Origin of the sequence: Pseudomonas sp. P9_2 (assembly GCF_034008255.1) — a bacterium.
GTDB lineage: Bacteria > Pseudomonadota > Gammaproteobacteria > Pseudomonadales > Pseudomonadaceae > Aquipseudomonas > Aquipseudomonas synxantha_A.
Genome location: NZ_CP125376.1, coordinates 5,451,209 through 5,468,248 on the forward strand (window position 1 = coordinate 5,451,209; position 17,040 = coordinate 5,468,248).

Here is a 17,040-nt window from a genome sequence, read left to right on the forward strand (position 1 = left end):
CAGATGAATATCAGACTGCTCTTAAAAGCGTAGGGCTCACTCAGCCAGCGATGTACCGGGACTGCTCTGTTGAATCACAAAGTTGAGGAAAGCATCGATTTCCATTGGCCGCGCCAAGGCATAGCCTTGTCCGATCCGGCAGCCCAAACGGTGCAGCAGCGGGATCGTCGACTCATCCTCGATCCCCTCCGCCACCAGGCTCAGGTTGAGCAGCCGCGCCCAGTTGACGATGCCGGCGATGACATTGCGCGACGAGGAATGCTGTTCGACACCCCGGACAAACGAGCCATCGATTTTCATCTCGTCAAACGACAGGTTTGCCAGTAAGGCAAAGGTTGCCGCCCCGGTACCGAAATCGTCCATCGACACCTGGAAACCCTTGGCCCGAATCGCAGTTAACGAAGCCGACAGGTGCAGCTCATTGGGTTCAGGGACGTCTTCGGTCAGCTCGATCTTGAGCAGGCGATTGGGCAGCTCTGCCTGGCGCATTCTGGCCGCCAGGCGATCGGCGAAGTTGGGCGTACAAATCGTCTTGGCTGAAGCATTCACGGCGATGGGAATCTGGATGTTCGCGCGTTTGAGCGACAGCATGACCTTGATCGTCCACATCTCCACCAGGCTGAACAACAGCAAATCCAGGCCCAGGCGGTTGACCAAAGGCATCAGTACCGAAGGCGGTACTTCACCAAAGCGTGGGTGCTTCCAGCGCACCAACGCTTCGGCCCCCACAATGCGTCGGCTGAGCAATTCGAACTGCGGTTGAAACACAAAGCGCAGCCCGTCGCCGGTCGTCAGCGCATGGATCACCTCATCTTCGGCCAGGGCGTCGAAGGTGTTTTTGCGTAGCGAGGGGTCGGGTTGCACGCGGGTCAGTACCGTGGCGCGCAATGCATCGCCCAGGTCCAGGGTGCCGCCTTCGCGCACGATCTCGACGAAAATGCCCGCCGCCCTCGCCAAACGGGCATGGGACTCCAGGGCGCTGACGGCGACTCCACCCATGTACTTGACCCACAGCGGCTTGGCCGACCTTTCACGTGCAGACGTACGTGCACCGTCAGCGGCCCCACCCGGCGCGCCCAGCGTGGTTTCGCCCATCCAGAAAATGCCTGGAAACTGGGCCAGTTTGCCTGACTCGTGACGGGCCTTGAGCAAGCTCGGCAACATCAAGCCATCGCCGCATTCAGGGCGAATTTCACACACGATGACATCGACCGGATAATCATCCAGCCACGCTTGCAGCGCATCCAGCGAGTCGACGTTGGCCAGAGGCAGAACGCCCAAGCCACTCAAGGCGGATGCAAGCCGATGTGCGCACGCCGCATCGGATGCCAGCGTGATTACACGTAACGCGCTGAACTCGTTGGGCACGGCGACATTTAGGATCATGACAAGGATTTTCCCGAGACTATTTCTTCAGGGAAAAAGCTTATCAGCGCCAAAAAAGAAACAAATAGGACTGGGACTAAAAGCCAGGGTGGCTGCCATCAGCCTTTATTGAGCCGCATCCGCCCCATCACGCATACGCCGGATATCCCGTAAGGGCGGCGCGCCAAACAGTCGCTTGTATTCGCGGCTGAATTGCGAGGCGCTTTCATAGCCCACCAGGCTGCTCGCCTGGCCTGCGTCCAAGGCCTGATTGAGCATCAGTTGCCGCGCTTCCTGCAGACGCATCTGCTTCTGGAACTGCAAAGGACTCATGCCGGTGATATCGCGAAAATGCTGACGGAATGTCGCTGGGCTCATATGCGCGTGTGCCGCCAGAGCGTCCAGGCTCAAGGCTTGCTTGAAGTTTTTCCTGAACCAGGAAAGCGTCTTCGCCATGCGCTGACGCGGCGTACCGTCGCCGATGATATGCCGCAATTGGGCGCCCTGAGGGCCTGCCAGCAAACGCACAATGATTTCCTGTTGCAGCAGCGGTGCGAGCGACGCAACCAGTTGCGGCTCATCCAGCAGCCTCACCAGTCGCAACAAGACATCCAGCAGCGCCGGCTGCAGCACGTTGACGGAGATAGGTTCGTAGCCGGCCTCGGGCGACAGGGTCGACTCCATTTCGAAGGCCACTTGGGCGATCTGCGCAATGTCCAGGGTCAACATCATGCCCAGCAGTGGCTCGCGTCGTGAGGCGCGTGTGACGTGGGCAGTGACCGGTAGGTCGAAGGTCGACAGCATCAGTTGACCAGGGCCGTAATTGAATAACCTGTCACCGACCATGATGTGCTTGTGGCCCTGGGTAATGATGCCCACGCCCAGGCTGTAGATGCACGGCATCGGCTCGCTGACACCGTGCCGGCGGTGCAACGTCAGCGCGGGCAGCGCCGTTGCAAAGTCACCGTCGGTCCTGGCAAAGCGCTCGATAGCGTTAGACAACTCTGCAATCGGGGACATACCTGCGTCTTTCAATCGAATCACCCTGCCTTGGCGAATTACCTGCCTGAATCGACAAAGGGTAGCAGTAAGTATTGCCGGTAAAAATGCTGATTTGCCCAATCCTGCGGTTCAGGCAAGTAATCGTCATTTTTGTGCAAACGCTGGCCGCGCGGCTCACCTAACCTGCCTGTCTTGCACCGTGAGTTCGCCTGAAGGACCATAATTATGAAAACAGGACTGATCGCCTTTCTCCTGGCGTTGCCCATTTCAAGCATGGCGCTGGCCGACAGCACAGGCGCTCCCCTGCCCGCTGCCGGTAGCGTCAGTAAAGCCGAAGGCTTGAAAGCCTGGCAGCGGATCGAGGCGGTGGTGACGCATCCGCGTTGCGCCAACTGCCACGTCGGCCCCGATAACATTCCCATGTGGACGATAGCCGGCGAGAACAAGACCCGCCCGCACGGCATGAACGTCCACGCCGGCGACTCGCGAATCGGCGTGGAGACCCTGTCTTGTTCAAGCTGTCACGCCAGTTCCGCCACGCCGAACGTCGCCGCACATATGCCGCCCCACGTCGGCCTGCCGTGGCAGCTTGCCCCGGTGGCCTTCGAGTGGTTCGCAAAGACCGGCGCCCAAATCTGTACACAACTGCGAGACCCCAAGCGCAACGGCGGTCGGGATGCGGCGGGCCTGGTCGAGCACCTGCACCATGACGCCAAGGTCGACGGCTTCATTCCCTGGGCCTGGGCGCCAGGGCCTGGACGCTCCACCCCACCCGGCAGCTTCGAGACGCACGTGCAGGACATGACCGTGTGGGGCGCCGCAGGCCAGCCCTGCCCTGAATAAGCCGTTGCAATACTAACGAGTCGGAGAACTCCTTGATGATCACGCTTAATATCAATGACCAGGACATGCGTGTCGACGTCGCCCCCGATACGCCATTGCTGTGGGTGCTGCGCGACACCTTGCAACTGACCGGCACCAAATTCGGCTGCGGCATGTCGCTGTGCGGGGCCTGTACGGTACACCTCAATGGCCAGGCCGTACGCGCCTGCGTTACGCCCGTGTCGGCAGCAACCGGGGCCAGGATCGTCACCATCGAAGGTATCGGCCAGACCCCGACTGGCAAAGTGGTCCAGGACACCTGGCAGCGCCTCGACGTGGTGCAGTGCGGTTATTGCCAATCCGGCCAGATCATGAGTGCCGTGGCCTTGCTGCAAACCAATCGCGCACCTTCCGATACCGACATCGACCGGACCATGGGGGGCAACGTCTGTCGTTGCGCCACCTATGTACGTATTCGTGCGGCCATCCATGAAGCGGCCAAGTCGCTGGCCTGAGCAACGAGGTAATCAGCATGATCCGGTCTATCGAAAACCAAAGCCGCCGTCGCTTCCTCAAGGGTACGGCGGGCCTTACCCTGGCCATGTACTTGCCCTGGTCGGTGGCCGATGGCACCAGCGGCAAAGGCCGCCAGGGCACGTTCGAGCCCAACGCCTTCCTGCGCATCGGCGAGGACAACGTCGTCACCGTCATCTCCAAGCACCTGGAAATGGGCCAGGGGGCCTACACCGGCCTGGCGACCCTGGTCGCCGAGGAGTTGGATGCCGACTGGGCACAGGTGCGCGTGGAAAGCGCCCCGGCCGAATCGCGTTACAACAACTCGCTGTTGGGCATGCAAGGCACTGGCGGCAGCAGTTCCATCGCCAATTCTTGGGAGCAACTGCGTACAGCCGGCGCCACCGCACGCGCCATGCTGGTGTCTGCCGCGGCCTGGTTGTGGAAGGTGCCGGCGCAGGAAATCGAGGTCGCTGATGGTGTGGTTCGGCACCCGGCGTCAGGCAAACAGGCGACACTGGGCCAGTTGGCCAAGCTCGCCGGCGAACAACCGGTACCCGCCGAGGTCAAGCTCAAGGAGCCCGGTGCGTTCAAACTGATCGGGCGCCAGCGCCTTGCGCGCAAGGATTCGGCCGACAAGGTCAATGGCAAGGCGATTTACACCCAGGACATTCATTTGCCTGGAATGCTCACCGCAGTGGTCGCCCATGCGCCGCGCTTCGGGGCCAAGGTGAAATCCTTCGATGCCAGGGCGGCCCTGGCCCTCCCCGGCGTCATGCATGTGGTGCAGGTCCCCAGCGGTGTCGCGGTGGTGGCAAAAGACACCTGGAGCGCCAAGAAAGGCCGTGACGCCCTGACGGTTGAGTGGGACGAAAGCGGCGCGTTCAAGCAAAGCTCCGGGCAGATGCTCGAACGTTATCGCGAACTGGCCAAAACCCAGGGCACAATTGCGCGCGACGAAGGTGACGTCATCGCCGGTCTGGCAGGCGCGGCGCGGACGCTGCACGCCGAGTACGATTTTCCGTTTCTCGCCCATTCGGCCATGGAGCCGATGAACTGCGTGGTCAGCTTGACCAAGGACGGCTGCGACACCTGGCATGGCGCGCAGATGCAGTCACATGTGCAGAAGGTGCTGGCGCAGTTGTTCGACTTGCCACCTGCGCAGGTTCGCGTGCACACGCTGTACGCCGGCGGCAGTTTCGGTCGGCGGGCGAGCAAGGACGCGGACTACGTGCTGGAGAACGCACACATCGTCAAGGCCATCGATGGCAAGGCCCCGGTGAAGCTGGTGTGGCTTCGCGAGGACGACATGCAGGCCGGCCACTACCGACCGATGTATCACCACCGCTTGAGCGCCGGCCTGGATGAGCAAGGCCGACTGATCGCCTGGCAGCACCGCCTGGTGGGCCAGTCCGTATTCGCCGGCTCGCCCTTCGCCGCCTTCATCAAGGATGGCATCGACTCCACCTCGGTAGAGGGCGGGTCGACGCTGCCGTATAGAATCCCCAATCTGCGCGTGGACCTGCACACCCCCGACGATATCCCGATACCGATACAGTGGTGGCGGGTAGTGGGCCATTCCCATAACGCGTTTTCCACCGAATGCTTTTTCGACGAGCTCGCCCAAATGGCCGGGCAGGATCCGGTGGCCTGGCGCCTGGCAATGCTTGAGGGGCACTCCCGTCACCTTGAAGCGCTCAAGCTGGTAGCGTCGAAGGCCGGTTGGGACCAGCCGTTGGCACCCGGCAAACAGGACGAGCGTCGGGGCCGGGGCGTGGCGTTGCATGAAGCCTTTGGCTCGGTGGTAGCCCAGGTGGCCGAGGTGACCGTGCAACGCGATGGTACCTTCAAAGTGGACCGTGTGGTCTGCGCGGTGGAATGCGGCATTGCGGTCAACCCCGATGTCATTCGCGCTCAGGTTGAAGGTTCGGTGGGTTTCGCGCTCTCCGCGGCCCTGCGTGAAGCGATCACGTTGACCGACGGCAAGGTCGACCAATCCAACTTCCACAACAACGAGCCCCTGCGCATCTATGAAATGCCTGAGGTGCTGGTGCATATCGTGCCGTCGGCAAGCGTGCCGTCCGGCATTGGCGAACCGCCAGTGGCACCGCTGGCGCCTGCGCTGGTCAATGCCCTGGCGGCGGCCACCGGCACGCGTATTCGGCGTCTGCCTATTGGTGATCAGTTATCGGTTTGAAGCCTTGTTCAGGAACCTTTTCTCGAATACACAATCTGTGCATTTCCCTTGCGACCTAATTTGAGAACTGCGCGCATGATTCTGAGAAAAGCCTTCCTGTGCCTTTTACTGCTAAGCGCCGGCTTCATCGCTGGCTATGCGGCCAAGCCCACTGCGCAATTGGAAGTCACGGCAGGCCAACTCATGGAGTGTGGTGAAGTGATGATTCCGACGCTGGGTATGTGAGGTTAGAGCAGACAATCAAGGCCCCGTGGCTTGCAGGGAAAATCCATTGCGTCCCGCAGCCTTCGCCGAGTAAAGCGCCTGATCAGCCGCCTCGATCAATCCGAGCGGCGGTTCCAGACGCAAACCCGTGCCCGCGGCAATGCCGATACTCACACTGACGTAACCGAACGGGCTGCCTGGGTGCGTGATGTTTTCGTGCTGCAGCGAGTCAAGGATCCGTTGCGCGACCACCGCCGCGCCTTCGCTGTCGGTGCCGGGCATGATGATCGCCATTTCCTCACCGCCATAACGCGCCACCAGGTCTGACGGTCGTCGCGCGCATCGTTCCAATAGCCTGCTGACCCTCTGCAAGCAAGTGTCGCCGACCACGTGACCGAAGGCATCGTTGTAGCGTTTGAAATGGTCGATATCGATCATCAACAACGCCAGCGACGTGCCTTCGCGCTGCGCCCGGCGTGCTTCCAGAGCCAGTGTTTCATCGAAACAACGGCGGTTCGCCAAACCGGTCAACGCGTCCTTCATCGCCAGGAACGCCAATTGACGATTGGAATCGAGCAACTGTTGCTGGGCGACGCGCAGCGCCTCTTCCGCCGCGGTTCGCCGGCGAATATCCAGGATCAGGAACCAGCCGATCAGCCCGGTCAACCCCAGCAAGCCCGCCACCACGACTGCCGACAGTGCCGCCTCGATGCGCCACGCCGCGAGGGCTTCATGCTTGCCCAGCGCGACGGTGGTAATCAGCGGCAGCGTTTCGCTTTTGCGAAAGGCATATAGCCGCTCCACACCATCCAGGCTGGAGGTATGCGCGGTGGTGCCAAAAGGCTGATCGAAATACTTGGCATAGATAGGCGACTTGGAAAAATTGCGCCCCATGTCCTGTTCACGAAAGGGATAGCGCACCAGCAACGTGCCGTCGGTGTAGGACAAGCCGATGGCACCCTCCTGGCCAACGTCAAGCTTGCCGAACACGCGCAGAAAGTTTTCCACCCCCAGCGTCACCGCGACCACCCCGGCAAAATTGCCCGATGCATCATTGAATCGGCGGCTGACGGTAACCACCCATTCCTGATTGGCACGGCTCTGAATCGGTGGGCCAATGAACGGCTCAGGGCTCGGATCGTCACGATGATGAATGAAATAGGCGCGATCGCTGCTATTGGCCCCCTCTGGAATCCGCCGGTTGGAGGACATCAACCAGCCGCCCTGACGGTCATACACCGTGATGCCACTGAGCTGCGGCATCAGCGGCTGCTGGCGGTTGATCAGCGCATGGATACGCTCGATTTGCACAGGGCCACTGCCTTCGGTTTCGAGGCGCTCGACCAGGCCCAGCAACAACAGCGCGCTTTGCCGGACGATACCTTCGGTATAGGTATTGAGTGCCTGGGTCAGGTTCAAACCATGCACATCCACTTCCGCCAGCGCGCGCTCACGCGAAGACAGAACCTTCCAGATCGTCAACGAGGTCAGGGAGCAACCAATCACCAACAGCAAAAGCATCACAAGGCGGGTATCGCGCTTCACGTCAGCACCTTAAGGAAGTCCGGTTTCCAGTCCAGCCATCATTCGAACGTCGGCACTTACAGAGGCCACCGGTTTCTGGGCGCAAGCATACAAGCACTCTGCTTGCACTGCAGCAATAGCACCCACAGAAATTTCCTACACCAACTGCCTCACCTCCGCTTGAACCAGACCATACGGCTCACGCCCCACCCTGCTGAAAACTCAACAGCGCCTGCTCAAGATCATCTATCGCGCCTTCAACCTCTGCCACACTCGCCTCAAGTGAAACAACCGAGGCTTCAGGGCCAGTGTAAGCAACCTCCAGGGCCCGGCACCGTTCTACCAGTTGCTCACCTTTAACCACACGGGCAACGGGCCGATGGCGTTGACCGCGAGGATGCGCTGCATGCGCTCCAGGCTCAGATCCTCCGGACGCGACTGAGTCGCCAGCACGCCGGCATTATTGACCAGTACGTCGAGGCGCCCGAACCTGCGGTCGATGGCCGGGCGGTCGCGGCACCCACTCCGCGACTGCCTCCGGTGATCAGGATCAGCGGTGCCTGCGAGACGTCAATCATTGAAAATACCTCCTTGGGAGATGGCTGTATCAGCCGATGATGAGGGTGCCGCTGGCGATCACCACGCACGCCAGGACCCTGCGCGCGGTAAGGGTTTCGCCAAGAAAAAAGTAGCCAATCAACATCGCGAACAACACGCTGGTTTCGCGCAATGCCGATACCGCGCCCAACGGCGCTTCGTTCATCGCGTAGATCACAATTGCATAGGCCAGCAAAGACACCAGCCCGCCGACCACTGCGGCCAATGTACCGGGCCGAGCGCTCCATAAGCTGCGGGCATCGCGCAGGCCGATGTACACCGCAGGCATCATCACGCCCCACAGTGCACACATCCATACGGTATAGGCCAGCGGCGCACCGGAGAGCCTGGCGCCAATGCCGTCGACAACGCTATAGGCCGCGATGAAACAGCCCGTTCCCAGCGCATAAGGCAGGCTGGGAACCGATAACCGACGCCCGCTGAAAGCCAAGGAAATAATCGCGCCTGACACCAGTGCAATCCCCAGCAACTCGCCGGGGGCGATGCGTTCTCCGGCAAATACCGCAGCCCCCAGGGTAATCAGCGCCGGCGACGAGCCCCGGGAAATCGGATAGATCTGCCCCAGGTCGCCCACCCGGTAGCTGCGCACCAGGAACAGGTTGTAACCAACATGCAGCAACGCCGAAAGCACTCCATAGCCCCAGCTCTCAATCGCCGGCGTCACCATGAACGTAGCGGCGATGAGACTGGTGAAGGCAATGGCCATGCACATGACAGTCATCGACCATAGCCGGTCGGCACCACCACGCAATAGCGCGTTCCAGCTGGCATGAAGCAGTGCGGCGAACAGCACCAGGAAGATGATATGAGTAGGCATGCGCCATCTTAGGCAAGCCAAGCCCCCGGCTTACAGCGAAGTCTGCTCATCACAGCATGAACAGATACTCATACCTCATTGATCCGCCCGTTGTACTTTCAGCGCCTCGCTCATCAGCCATTGACGAAAGCTGAGGATATGCGGCTGGGTTTCGATGCCCTTGGGGCACACAAAATAGTAGGCAAGCGGTGACGGGAACGGCACATCGAACAGGCGCACCAGGCGGCCGTCACTTATTTCCTGCTCCACATGCCCGCTGCGCACCAACGCGATGCCATGGCCGAGCAAGGCCGCCTCGACGGTCATGTTGGTATCGCCAAACCTGACGCTTTCCCTGAGCGGCGTAAAGGCCAGCCCCACGGCTTGAAACCAGACCTCCCATTTCGGTGCCAGCTCGGCGCCATCGCGGGCCAGCAGCGGGAAGTCCAATAAATGGGCGGGGCTGCCCGGGGTGCCAAGGCGCCGCAACAGTTCGGGGCTGGCCACGGGAAACACCTGCTCGCCGAACAAAAACTCCGAATACAGGCCCGGGTAATTCCCCTTGCCCAGCCGGACCGCGACATCCGCTTGGGCGTCGGAAAAGTGGATGACGTCGTCCGTGGTGTCCAGCGCAACCAGCAGCTCGGGGTGCTGGCGAGCGAGGTTCGGCAAGCGTGGCAGCAGCCATTTCAAGGCAAAGGAATAAGTGGTGCTGACCTTGAGCCGTACCCTGCCCTTTTGCTCGCGCAGGTCGGCCAGGGTCGCCTCCAGGCTCATGAAGAATTCGCGCACGATGGGCGCCAGCGTAGCCCCCGCCGGGGTCAGGCGTAACGACTGGCCACGCTCGAACAACGCCAGGCCCCACAGCGCTTCCAGGTGTTTGAGCTGGTGGCTGACCGCGCTCTGGGTCACGTGCAACTCCTGCGCGGCCGCGGTAAAGGTCGGGTGGCGAGTGGCGGCTTCGAAAGCGCGCAAGGTCGCGGTGGGCGGCAGATCTCTCATAGATAGGGTGTCCGGCAAGTTAGCAGTAAGCGCTGAGCATGAGCATTGACTCATGTTAGCCCTAAAGCACCAGGTTCGCGTATTGCTCCAGCAGCTGCGCCAAGTGCTGATATCCGCTCGCCAGATGAGGCGCACCAAGCCTGCTCAACGACCGGGATGTGCGCCGCGCCTGTGCGGCGCCGATCGCGGGATGATGGGCATATCGTGCAACCCGCCGCGCACCGCTTTGCACGCATCGGGCCACGGGAGATGCCGGCTCAATACCGCTGGCTTTGCGCTGTAGCCGATTCAATTGCTTGCTCAGTTGCAGCGACAAGTAGCCCGCCGGGTCAGCGTGCGGGTGATCAGCGCCAAGCAAACTCTTCAACGTAACTAACCGGTGTTGTTGCTCCGCTTGCCATTGAGCATGATCGATTGTACGTGCCTGGCGTAACAGCAGGCGTGTGTGCCGGTGCAGCGCACGTGTCAATGCGCGTATCTGCCTGGCTGGATCTTTGGGCAGGATCTGAAACGCCAGGAGGCACACAATCATCGCCACGATCCAGGCCAGCGCCTGGTTGGCGAAACCGACGAAATCGTAGGTGGCGGTCATGCCGGTGCTGACCAAGGTGTTGAAGCCGATCAGGTAGGCAACCCCTTGCAGGGCATGGCGCGGCTGGCTCGTGGCATGGATGCCGAACGACCAGAAGCCTGCCATGACCAGCAACAACAGAGGGAAGCCGTTGATCTGTGGCATCAACAGGAATTTGCACAGCGCCGCCGCCACAATCGCGTAGAGCGTGCCGCGGATAAAACCGCTGATACCTTGGGCTGGCGCGGCAGCTGTCGCCACCAAGGTGCAGTACGGCCCCAGCACCGCCAGTAATGTGGGCCCTTGATCCCAGCCGCTGAAATACCAGATCGCACCCGCACTCAGTATGGCGAGCAGTGCCCGGATGCCGTTTCGCGCCGCATCCGCGTAATGGCGGTGATACCCCACGGCGCGTACCGGTGCGCGGCGAGCCTGGTCGAGGCTGGCGAAGTTCAACAGGGCCTCGCCCAAGTCCGCCAGTTGGTCGTCCAAGCGTTCGCTGCGCAACCGCAGGTGTGGGCTTGAGTGGGCGCAATCCTCCACCCAGCGACGCAGTTGCTCCAGTGTCGCGGCCGCGGCGCGAAAGTCGCAGCGAGCCTGCGCCAGGCATTCACTCAGTTGCTGCAAGCCTGTGCTTATGCGGGCGCGCAACGCGGGGTCGATTGCGGGGTCGGGGTCGTCCGGGTGCACGTCGAGCACAGCCGACTGTAGATGCGCCAGGCCGGCCTGAATCGCCAGCTGCCGCGAGCGGATCAGCGACGATTCGCCACGGCCGAGCCCAAGCTGGTCGTCCACCTTGCTGATATCGATCGCGAGCTGGTGCCGTTGTGTCGCCAGCTGCGCAGGCTCTTCGCCCACAAGGCTTGCCGCGAGCAACCGGGCACTGCGCGCGCAGGCGTCGACGAGCGAGCTTCGAACTTTATGCGCCATGGTCTTGGCGCTGAACAGCGTCGCTACCAGGCTCAAGCTGAGCACGCCGAGCGCTACCGCCGTGCCACGGGTGATGATGTGGTCGAAGCCCTGCTCCGGGGCGACGATGGCAGGGCCCAGCGCCAAACACACCGTATAGCCCGCCACCACTGCTGCGGTGGCCTGGTAATGACGCAAAACCGTCATTGCACCGACGCACAGGCCCAGCCATATACCGACGCCCAGTATGAACAACAGCATCTGTTGCGCGAACAGCCCCATCAGCACAAAGGCTGCGACCATGCCGACCAGGGTGCCCAGCATCCGGTACACACCCTTGCCTCGCACTGCCCCTTGGATGGGCTGCACCAGCAACAACACCGTGGACGCACCCGAGAATGGCGAATCCAGATGCAGTTGGAAGCCAAGCCAGAGTGCCAGGCTTGCCGCCAGGATACTGCGCAGCACGTAGGCCAACGTCGCAGACGTCCAGGGCCGAGGGATCGCCGCGAACAAGCGTGTCGCCAGGCCAGTCATCACATGAACGCCTGCAACCATTGGGTGAGTCGCCAGCGCGCTGCGGCGCCCGGCTGCGTCACTTCGACACTGGCGGTCATGCCCGCCGCCAACTCTACCCCGTCCGGCACCTTGTCCAACTCGATGCGCACGGGCACTCGCTGGGCCAGACGAATCCAACTGAAGGTCGGGCTCACCTGGGGCAAGCCGCTGTCGTTGCGCAACTCATTGGTGTCGGCAATGCCTCTGCCCAGGCTTGTTACGTGGCCTTGCAGCAGCGGGTCAAAGCCCATCAGCTTGATCGACACCGGTGCGCCGATGAGTACACCCGGCAGCTTGGTCTCTTCAAAATAGCCCGTGATCCAGAAACTATGAGCGTCGACCACGAACAGGTTGGTAGCACCCGCCTGCGCATAGTCACCAGGCTGCAACCGCAGTTGCGTGACGTAGCCGTCCACTGGCGAACGCACAGTCGTTCGGTCAAGGTCGAGCTGGGCCTGGGCCAACTGGCTGCGTGCCGCGTCCAAACGTGCTTGGGCCACGGCCAAGTCACGCGCTGCGTTGTCGATCTCTTCCCGGGCGATGGCGCCGCCCAGTTGCGCGCGCCGCTTGAACTGCGCACTGCGCTGCTCGAACACACTCCGCGCTTCTGCGAATTGCGCTGCGCGCTGCTGCTGGGTCAATCGATAAGCACGCGTATCGATGCGATAGAGCAAAGCACCCTTTGCCACCCATTGGTTGTCACTGACCCATAATTGATCGATTTGGCCGGACACCTCGGGCGCAATGCGGATCACCTGCGCACTCACCCGCCCATCCCGCGTCCAGGGCGCCAGCACGTAAGCCCGCCAGAGTTGCAGGCAAAACACCAGGGCCAGCACGCCAAGCCCCACGGTGGCGGCAGTTTTAAGCAGTTTGACGATAGACATGCACGGCCTCGCTCAGCAATGGACGACCATCGTCGACACGACGATGAGCGAGACGAAAAAACGCGCCAGCGCCGGGTGCCACGCTCGGTCCAGCCAGCGACCGGCCAGGCGTTCGAGCAGCCGGTAGGCCAGGAGGGACGCACCGAGGTAGATCAACAAGGGCGGAAAGTAGAGGTTGGCAATCGAGATTTCGCTAAGCATGGCAAGCACCGGGATTCGGAAGGTTCTAGCAATCGCCCGCCCAAGGAAGGCAAGGCTTGTAGGTGATGCTAGGGAATTACTGCCACTGCCGATATTGAGTACACTGCCAAAATATAATCAAATCCGGACAACCTTGGATGACCTTGCATGGCCGAAATCCACGTCGATCAGTTTGAGTACGACACCCTGTCCCAGCCCGCCGTAGCGCTGATGCTGGAACCCCAGCGCAACGACAGCGAGTCTGCCGTACACAAGCACCGCAAGGGGCAACTGGTGGTGGCGTGTTGCGGTGGCATTGTGTGTACGGTGGAAGATGGCGTGTGGATGGTGCCGTCAGGGTTCGGCGTGTGGATTCCGGGGGGCGTCGCCCATAGCAACCGCGTGACAGCCAACGGGCAGGTGTGTTTTCTGTTCGTGGAGCCCGGCGCTGCATCGCTGCCGGATCGCTGCTGTACCTTGGCGCTGTCGCCATTGATCCTTGAGCTGATCCTGCACCTGAGCGGCCAGGCTCAGGATTACCCGGCCGATTCACGCACTGCTCGATTGGCCCACGTACTGCTCGAAGCGCTTGAACTGGCCCCCACCGAACAACTCTACCTGCCTCTACCCGCCTCAAACCCGTTGCGTACCATCGCCCGAGCCCTGGCGCGAGATCCCGCCAACCGCGCCACCATGGCGAACTGGGCACGCCACGTGGCCATGAGTGAACGCTCGCTGGCCCGCCTGGTAAAAGCCGAAACCGGCCTGACCTTCGGACAATGGCGCAAGCAATGGCAGATCATCGTCGCCCTGCAAAGCCTGGCCGAAGGGCAATCAGTGCAGAGAACCGCTGAAGCGCTCGGCTACGAGTCAGTCAGCTCGTTCATCACAATGTTTCGTAAAACCCTGGGCACCTCACCGGCCCGTTACCTGCGCAATACCGTGGGTCTTACCTAAGACTCCAGCGTCAGCGCAATTTTCAACCGCAGATCCTGTTCCGCAAATGGCTTATGCAACACCGGACAGCCCCTGAACTCTTCCGGCAGGCCACTGCCGCCGTAGCCCGTACTGAACAAAAACGGAATGTGGCGTGCGCGCAGAATCCGCGCCACTGGGAAGACATATTCTCCAGCCAGGTTCACGTCGAGGATCGCCAAGTCGACATCCACCACCCCTGCCACGTGTATCGCCTTTGCGAGTTGGGCCACGGAGGCGACTACGGTGCACTCCAGGTCTTCGAGCATTTCCTCGATCAACATGGCGATGGTGCCCTCGTCTTCAACCAGGAGCACTCTGGTGCCTGGGAACGTGGTCATATCTGGTTCTCAGCGAGCATAAACGAGAAGCGGCAGTGAACGCCCTCCGTATTCACTGGGTTCGCGTGTGGTTGTGGGGGGCTGGTCAACATTCAACATACTTGATCCTCAATGCACCTGTGTTGAAAAACGCGACTGCTATTGCCGCCTTTCGCTCTTCCCTGAGTGTATGTACTGAAAAAGCATTCCACCTTGGATAAATTTCATTCACACGCAAGACCTTGCCTCGAACGCTGGAAGCGCTGAATGGGAACGAAACATGAAGCCTACCGCTCAGTATAGTGTTGCCGCTTCGAGTTTATCCGCCGACGTAGCATGAGGAGAGACTGTGTCCACTTCCAAGCTGACCTCGCGTGTTCTCAATACGCCGCGCCATACGACGCACTATGTAGAGATGGGGCCGGCAGATGGGCCATTGATGCTGTTCCTGCACGGCTGGCCGGAGCTCAGTCTGATCTGGCGCGCACAGATACAAGCATTCGCAGCACAAGGCTGGCACTGCGTTGCACCCGACATGCGCGGTTATGGTCGTTCTTCTGCACCCGCGCCCACGCAGGCGTACACCCTTGAAAACATCGTGGCCGACATGGCAGAACTTCACGACCATCTCGGCGGCAGGCCCGCCATTTGGGTAGGCCACGATTGGGGCAGCGTCGTGGCGGGTGAACTGGTCGCTCATGAGCCTCAGCGCAGTCGCGGTGTTGTATTGATTTCGGTCCCGTACTTCCCCGCCACTAACGCGCTGCCAACGCTCGTCCCACTGGTTGACCGCTCAATCTACCCGGCGGACACGTATCCGGACGGTCAATGGGATTATTACCGCTACTACAACACACACTTTGCGTGCGCTGTCGCTGACCTTGATGCGGATAAAGCCGCATCGCTGGCGTCGATTTATCGCCGAGGCGATCCGGCGAATATCGGCAAGATTGCAGCGAATGCCGAAGTGACCCGCAAAGGCGGGCGGTTCGGCCAAGCGCACCGGGCCCCCCTCACCCAGCCAGACCTTGCACTCTGGCCGCCGGCAGACTTCGCGCAATTGGTGCGCAGTTTCCAGGCGCAGGGTTTCCGCGCTCCCTGCGCCTGGTATTTAAACGACGATGCCAACATTGAATATGCGCACCGGGCGTTAAATGGCGGCCTCTTGTCATTGCCCGTACTGTTTGTGAACGGCGACTACGATCAGATGAACACCATCAAAGGTAATCAGCTGGGCGATCCAATGCGGGCGGCCTGCGTAGATCTCACCGTGGCAAGCCTACCCGGCGGTCATTGGTTGCCGGTGGAATGCAAGGTAGAACTCGTTGAAGCCATAAGCACCTGGCTACGCAAGCTCAATTTGGCCGCCCAGGGTGCTCCGTAATCGCCGCATAGATTTCAGATCTGTGAGCGGTAAACAACGCCGGTACATTCAAAAAAACCGCCATACGATCAGGTCCCACTCTTGACCTTGCTCCAGACCCGCGTGCGCACGCGCTCCAACTTCAACGGCAGCGGCTCCAGCGCAAACAGCGTATCCAGCACTGCCTTGGAAGGATAAACCCCCGAATTATCGCGCACCTTCTCATCAACCAGCGCTTTGGCGTCCTTGTTGGCATTGGCATAGCTGAGGTAGTTGGACGACGCGGCAATCACCGGCGGGCGCAGCATGTAATCGATGAACGCCAAGCCCTGCTGGGGATTCGGTGCATCGTTGAGCAGTACCAGGTTTTCCACCCAGATCGGCGCGCCTTCCTTGGGAATGCTGTACTGGATCCGGCGACCATTACCGGCTGCGTCGGCCGCTTTGCGAGCGTCCATCACGCCACCCGCCCAGCCGACGACGGCGCAGATATCACCGTTGGCCAGATCGGTGATAAAGCGCGAGGAGTCGAAGTAGCGGATGTGTGGGCGAAGTTTCAACAGCAGGGCCTGGGCCTTCACATAGTCGTCCGGGTTCTGGCTGTTATAGGGCAGCCCCAGATAGTGCAAGGCGATCGGGATGATTTCAGCGGGCGCATCCAGCATCGCCACGCCGCACTCGCCCAGCCTGGCGAGGTTTTCTTCCTTGAAAATCAGGTCCCAGGAATCTACCGGTGCGTTGTCACCCAGGAGCGCGTGGACTTTGGCGACGTCGTAACCGATGCCGGTGGTGCCCCATAGATAAGGCACGGCAAAACGATTACCGGGGTCATTGCTGCTGACCTTTGCCAGGATATCCGGATCCAGATGTGACAGGTTGGTCAGTTGCGAGCGATCCAGTTCCTTGAGTACACCGGCCTTGATCAGGTTCGGCAACAGGTCGCCGGTAGCCACTACCACGTCATAGCCGCTGCGCCCGGCCATGAGTTTGCTTTGCATGACCTCACTGTTGTCGAACACATCGTAGGCCGATTGAATGCCGGTCTGCGCCTGGAAATCCTTCAGCGTAGTGGGCGCGATGAAGTCATACCAGTTATAGATATTGACCTTTGACTCCGCCGCCTGAGCGCAAGCCATTACGCCGCTGATCACGGCAGCCAGTCCCCATTGCATACATCGAATAGCGATCATCACAAACTCCTGGGCCGGCACCTGCGCACCAGCTGATTATTGTT

General features: G+C 60.9%; 16 protein-coding genes and 1 pseudogene. 6 read left to right on the plus strand and 11 right to left on the minus strand.

Annotated elements, in window-relative coordinates; all coding sequences use genetic code 11:
• Nucleotides 1-36: 36 nt before the first annotated feature.
• Both QMK52_RS23940 and QMK52_RS23945 read right to left on the minus strand, forming a co-directional pair.
• On the minus strand, nucleotides 37-1,386 hold the full coding sequence (locus tag QMK52_RS23940) for an EAL domain-containing protein (protein WP_078820997.1): 1,350 nt from the start codon (nucleotides 1,384-1,386) through the stop codon (nucleotides 37-39).
• A 105-nt stretch (nucleotides 1,387-1,491) separates the two neighbouring features.
• The gene (locus QMK52_RS23945; protein WP_122735686.1) at nucleotides 1,492-2,385 is read right to left on the minus strand and encodes an AraC family transcriptional regulator; all 894 of its coding nucleotides are present in this window, start codon (nucleotides 2,383-2,385) and stop codon (nucleotides 1,492-1,494) included.
• Nucleotides 2,386-2,592: 207 nt separating this feature from the next.
• Here QMK52_RS23945 and QMK52_RS23950 point away from each other — a divergent pair, with 207 nt between their 5' ends.
• From QMK52_RS23950 to QMK52_RS23965, 4 genes are all read left to right on the plus strand, one after another.
• Nucleotides 2,593-3,210, plus strand: a complete 618-nt coding sequence (locus QMK52_RS23950; protein WP_078820995.1) for a hypothetical protein — start codon at nucleotides 2,593-2,595, stop codon at nucleotides 3,208-3,210.
• 35 nt (nucleotides 3,211-3,245) lie between these two features.
• The gene (locus QMK52_RS23955; protein WP_078820994.1) at nucleotides 3,246-3,704 is read left to right on the plus strand and encodes a (2Fe-2S)-binding protein; all 459 of its coding nucleotides are present in this window, start codon (nucleotides 3,246-3,248) and stop codon (nucleotides 3,702-3,704) included.
• Between the two features lie 17 nt (nucleotides 3,705-3,721).
• Complete coding sequence (locus QMK52_RS23960) at nucleotides 3,722-5,899, plus strand: xanthine dehydrogenase family protein molybdopterin-binding subunit (protein ID WP_194440459.1); 2,178 nt, start codon at nucleotides 3,722-3,724, stop codon at nucleotides 5,897-5,899.
• 75 nt (nucleotides 5,900-5,974) lie between these two features.
• A complete protein-coding gene (locus tag QMK52_RS23965) occupies nucleotides 5,975-6,124 on the plus strand; it encodes a hypothetical protein (RefSeq protein ID WP_164699489.1) in 150 nt (49 codons plus the stop codon).
• A 15-nt stretch (nucleotides 6,125-6,139) separates the two neighbouring features.
• Here the strand turns inward: QMK52_RS23965 and QMK52_RS23970 are convergent, their stop codons facing one another.
• The 7 genes and pseudogenes from QMK52_RS23970 to QMK52_RS24000 form a co-directional block, all read right to left on the minus strand.
• Nucleotides 6,140-7,648, minus strand: a complete 1,509-nt coding sequence (locus QMK52_RS23970; protein ID WP_320403535.1) for a sensor domain-containing diguanylate cyclase — start codon at nucleotides 7,646-7,648, stop codon at nucleotides 6,140-6,142.
• A gap of 348 nt (nucleotides 7,649-7,996) precedes the next feature.
• Nucleotides 7,997-8,205, minus strand: a pseudogene (locus tag QMK52_RS23975) (SDR family NAD(P)-dependent oxidoreductase); the annotation flags it as partial.
• A gap of 29 nt (nucleotides 8,206-8,234) precedes the next feature.
• Nucleotides 8,235-9,062: a DMT family transporter gene (locus tag QMK52_RS23980; RefSeq protein ID WP_320403536.1), complete on the minus strand. Its 828-nt coding sequence runs from the start codon at nucleotides 9,060-9,062 to the stop codon at nucleotides 8,235-8,237.
• A gap of 75 nt (nucleotides 9,063-9,137) precedes the next feature.
• On the minus strand, nucleotides 9,138-10,043 hold the full coding sequence (gene gcvA, locus QMK52_RS23985; protein WP_005787360.1) for a transcriptional regulator GcvA: 906 nt from the start codon (nucleotides 10,041-10,043) through the stop codon (nucleotides 9,138-9,140).
• Nucleotides 10,044-10,104: 61 nt separating this feature from the next.
• Complete coding sequence (locus tag QMK52_RS23990) at nucleotides 10,105-12,060, minus strand: FUSC family protein (protein WP_005787359.1); 1,956 nt, start codon at nucleotides 12,058-12,060, stop codon at nucleotides 10,105-10,107.
• Nucleotides 12,060-12,968 carry an HlyD family secretion protein gene (locus tag QMK52_RS23995; protein ID WP_005787357.1) on the minus strand — a complete coding sequence of 303 codons (909 nt, stop codon included), beginning with the start codon at nucleotides 12,966-12,968 and terminating at the stop codon, nucleotides 12,060-12,062. Before QMK52_RS23995 ends, QMK52_RS23990 begins: the two co-directional genes overlap by 1 nt.
• Before the next feature lie 12 nt (nucleotides 12,969-12,980).
• Nucleotides 12,981-13,169 carry a DUF1656 domain-containing protein gene (locus tag QMK52_RS24000; RefSeq protein WP_005787355.1) on the minus strand — a complete coding sequence of 63 codons (189 nt, stop codon included), beginning with the start codon at nucleotides 13,167-13,169 and terminating at the stop codon, nucleotides 12,981-12,983.
• A gap of 147 nt (nucleotides 13,170-13,316) precedes the next feature.
• Between QMK52_RS24000 and QMK52_RS24005 the strand changes: the two genes are divergently transcribed.
• Complete coding sequence (locus QMK52_RS24005) at nucleotides 13,317-14,105, plus strand: helix-turn-helix transcriptional regulator (RefSeq protein WP_320403537.1); 789 nt, start codon at nucleotides 13,317-13,319, stop codon at nucleotides 14,103-14,105.
• On the opposite strand, the gene QMK52_RS24010 is transcribed toward QMK52_RS24005, so the two are convergent.
• On the minus strand, nucleotides 14,102-14,464 hold the full coding sequence (locus tag QMK52_RS24010; RefSeq protein WP_005787350.1) for a response regulator: 363 nt from the start codon (nucleotides 14,462-14,464) through the stop codon (nucleotides 14,102-14,104). The genes QMK52_RS24005 and QMK52_RS24010 overlap by 4 nt on opposite strands.
• A 328-nt stretch (nucleotides 14,465-14,792) precedes the next feature.
• Between QMK52_RS24010 and QMK52_RS24015 the strand changes: the two genes are divergently transcribed.
• Nucleotides 14,793-15,827: an alpha/beta hydrolase gene (locus tag QMK52_RS24015; protein ID WP_005787347.1), complete on the plus strand. Its 1,035-nt coding sequence runs from the start codon at nucleotides 14,793-14,795 to the stop codon at nucleotides 15,825-15,827.
• Between the two features lie 68 nt (nucleotides 15,828-15,895).
• Here QMK52_RS24015 and QMK52_RS24020 read toward each other — a convergent pair whose 3' ends face one another.
• Nucleotides 15,896-16,996, minus strand: coding sequence for a polyamine ABC transporter substrate-binding protein (locus tag QMK52_RS24020; RefSeq protein ID WP_320403538.1), 1,101 nt, complete (start codon nucleotides 16,994-16,996; stop codon nucleotides 15,896-15,898).
• Between the last annotated feature and the right edge of the window lie 44 nt (nucleotides 16,997-17,040).

What these genes read in the sequence shown, in the direction of transcription:
- QMK52_RS23955 (WP_078820994.1), top strand. Translation starts at nt 3,246, where the DNA reads ATGATCACGCTTAATATCAATGACCAGGACATGCGTGTCGACGTCGCC.
- QMK52_RS23960 (WP_194440459.1), top strand. Translation starts at nt 3,722, where the DNA reads ATGATCCGGTCTATCGAAAACCAAAGCCGCCGTCGCTTCCTCAAGGGT.
- QMK52_RS24000 (WP_005787355.1), bottom strand. Translation starts at nt 13,169, where the DNA reads ATGCTTAGCGAAATCTCGATTGCCAACCTCTACTTTCCGCCCTTGTTG.
- QMK52_RS24005 (WP_320403537.1), top strand. Translation starts at nt 13,317, where the DNA reads ATGGCCGAAATCCACGTCGATCAGTTTGAGTACGACACCCTGTCCCAG.
- QMK52_RS23980 (WP_320403536.1), bottom strand. Translation starts at nt 9,062, where the DNA reads ATGCCTACTCATATCATCTTCCTGGTGCTGTTCGCCGCACTGCTTCAT.
- gcvA (WP_005787360.1), bottom strand. Translation starts at nt 10,043, where the DNA reads ATGAGAGATCTGCCGCCCACCGCGACCTTGCGCGCTTTCGAAGCCGCC.
- QMK52_RS23940 (WP_078820997.1), bottom strand. Translation starts at nt 1,386, where the DNA reads ATGATCCTAAATGTCGCCGTGCCCAACGAGTTCAGCGCGTTACGTGTA.
- QMK52_RS23990 (WP_005787359.1), bottom strand. Translation starts at nt 12,060, where the DNA reads ATGACTGGCCTGGCGACACGCTTGTTCGCGGCGATCCCTCGGCCCTGG.
- QMK52_RS24010 (WP_005787350.1), bottom strand. Translation starts at nt 14,464, where the DNA reads ATGACCACGTTCCCAGGCACCAGAGTGCTCCTGGTTGAAGACGAGGGC.
- QMK52_RS23950 (WP_078820995.1), top strand. Translation starts at nt 2,593, where the DNA reads ATGAAAACAGGACTGATCGCCTTTCTCCTGGCGTTGCCCATTTCAAGC.
- QMK52_RS24020 (WP_320403538.1), bottom strand. Translation starts at nt 16,996, where the DNA reads ATGATCGCTATTCGATGTATGCAATGGGGACTGGCTGCCGTGATCAGC.
- QMK52_RS23995 (WP_005787357.1), bottom strand. Translation starts at nt 12,968, where the DNA reads ATGTCTATCGTCAAACTGCTTAAAACTGCCGCCACCGTGGGGCTTGGC.
- QMK52_RS23965 (WP_164699489.1), top strand. Translation starts at nt 5,975, where the DNA reads ATGATTCTGAGAAAAGCCTTCCTGTGCCTTTTACTGCTAAGCGCCGGC.
- QMK52_RS23945 (WP_122735686.1), bottom strand. Translation starts at nt 2,385, where the DNA reads ATGTCCCCGATTGCAGAGTTGTCTAACGCTATCGAGCGCTTTGCCAGG.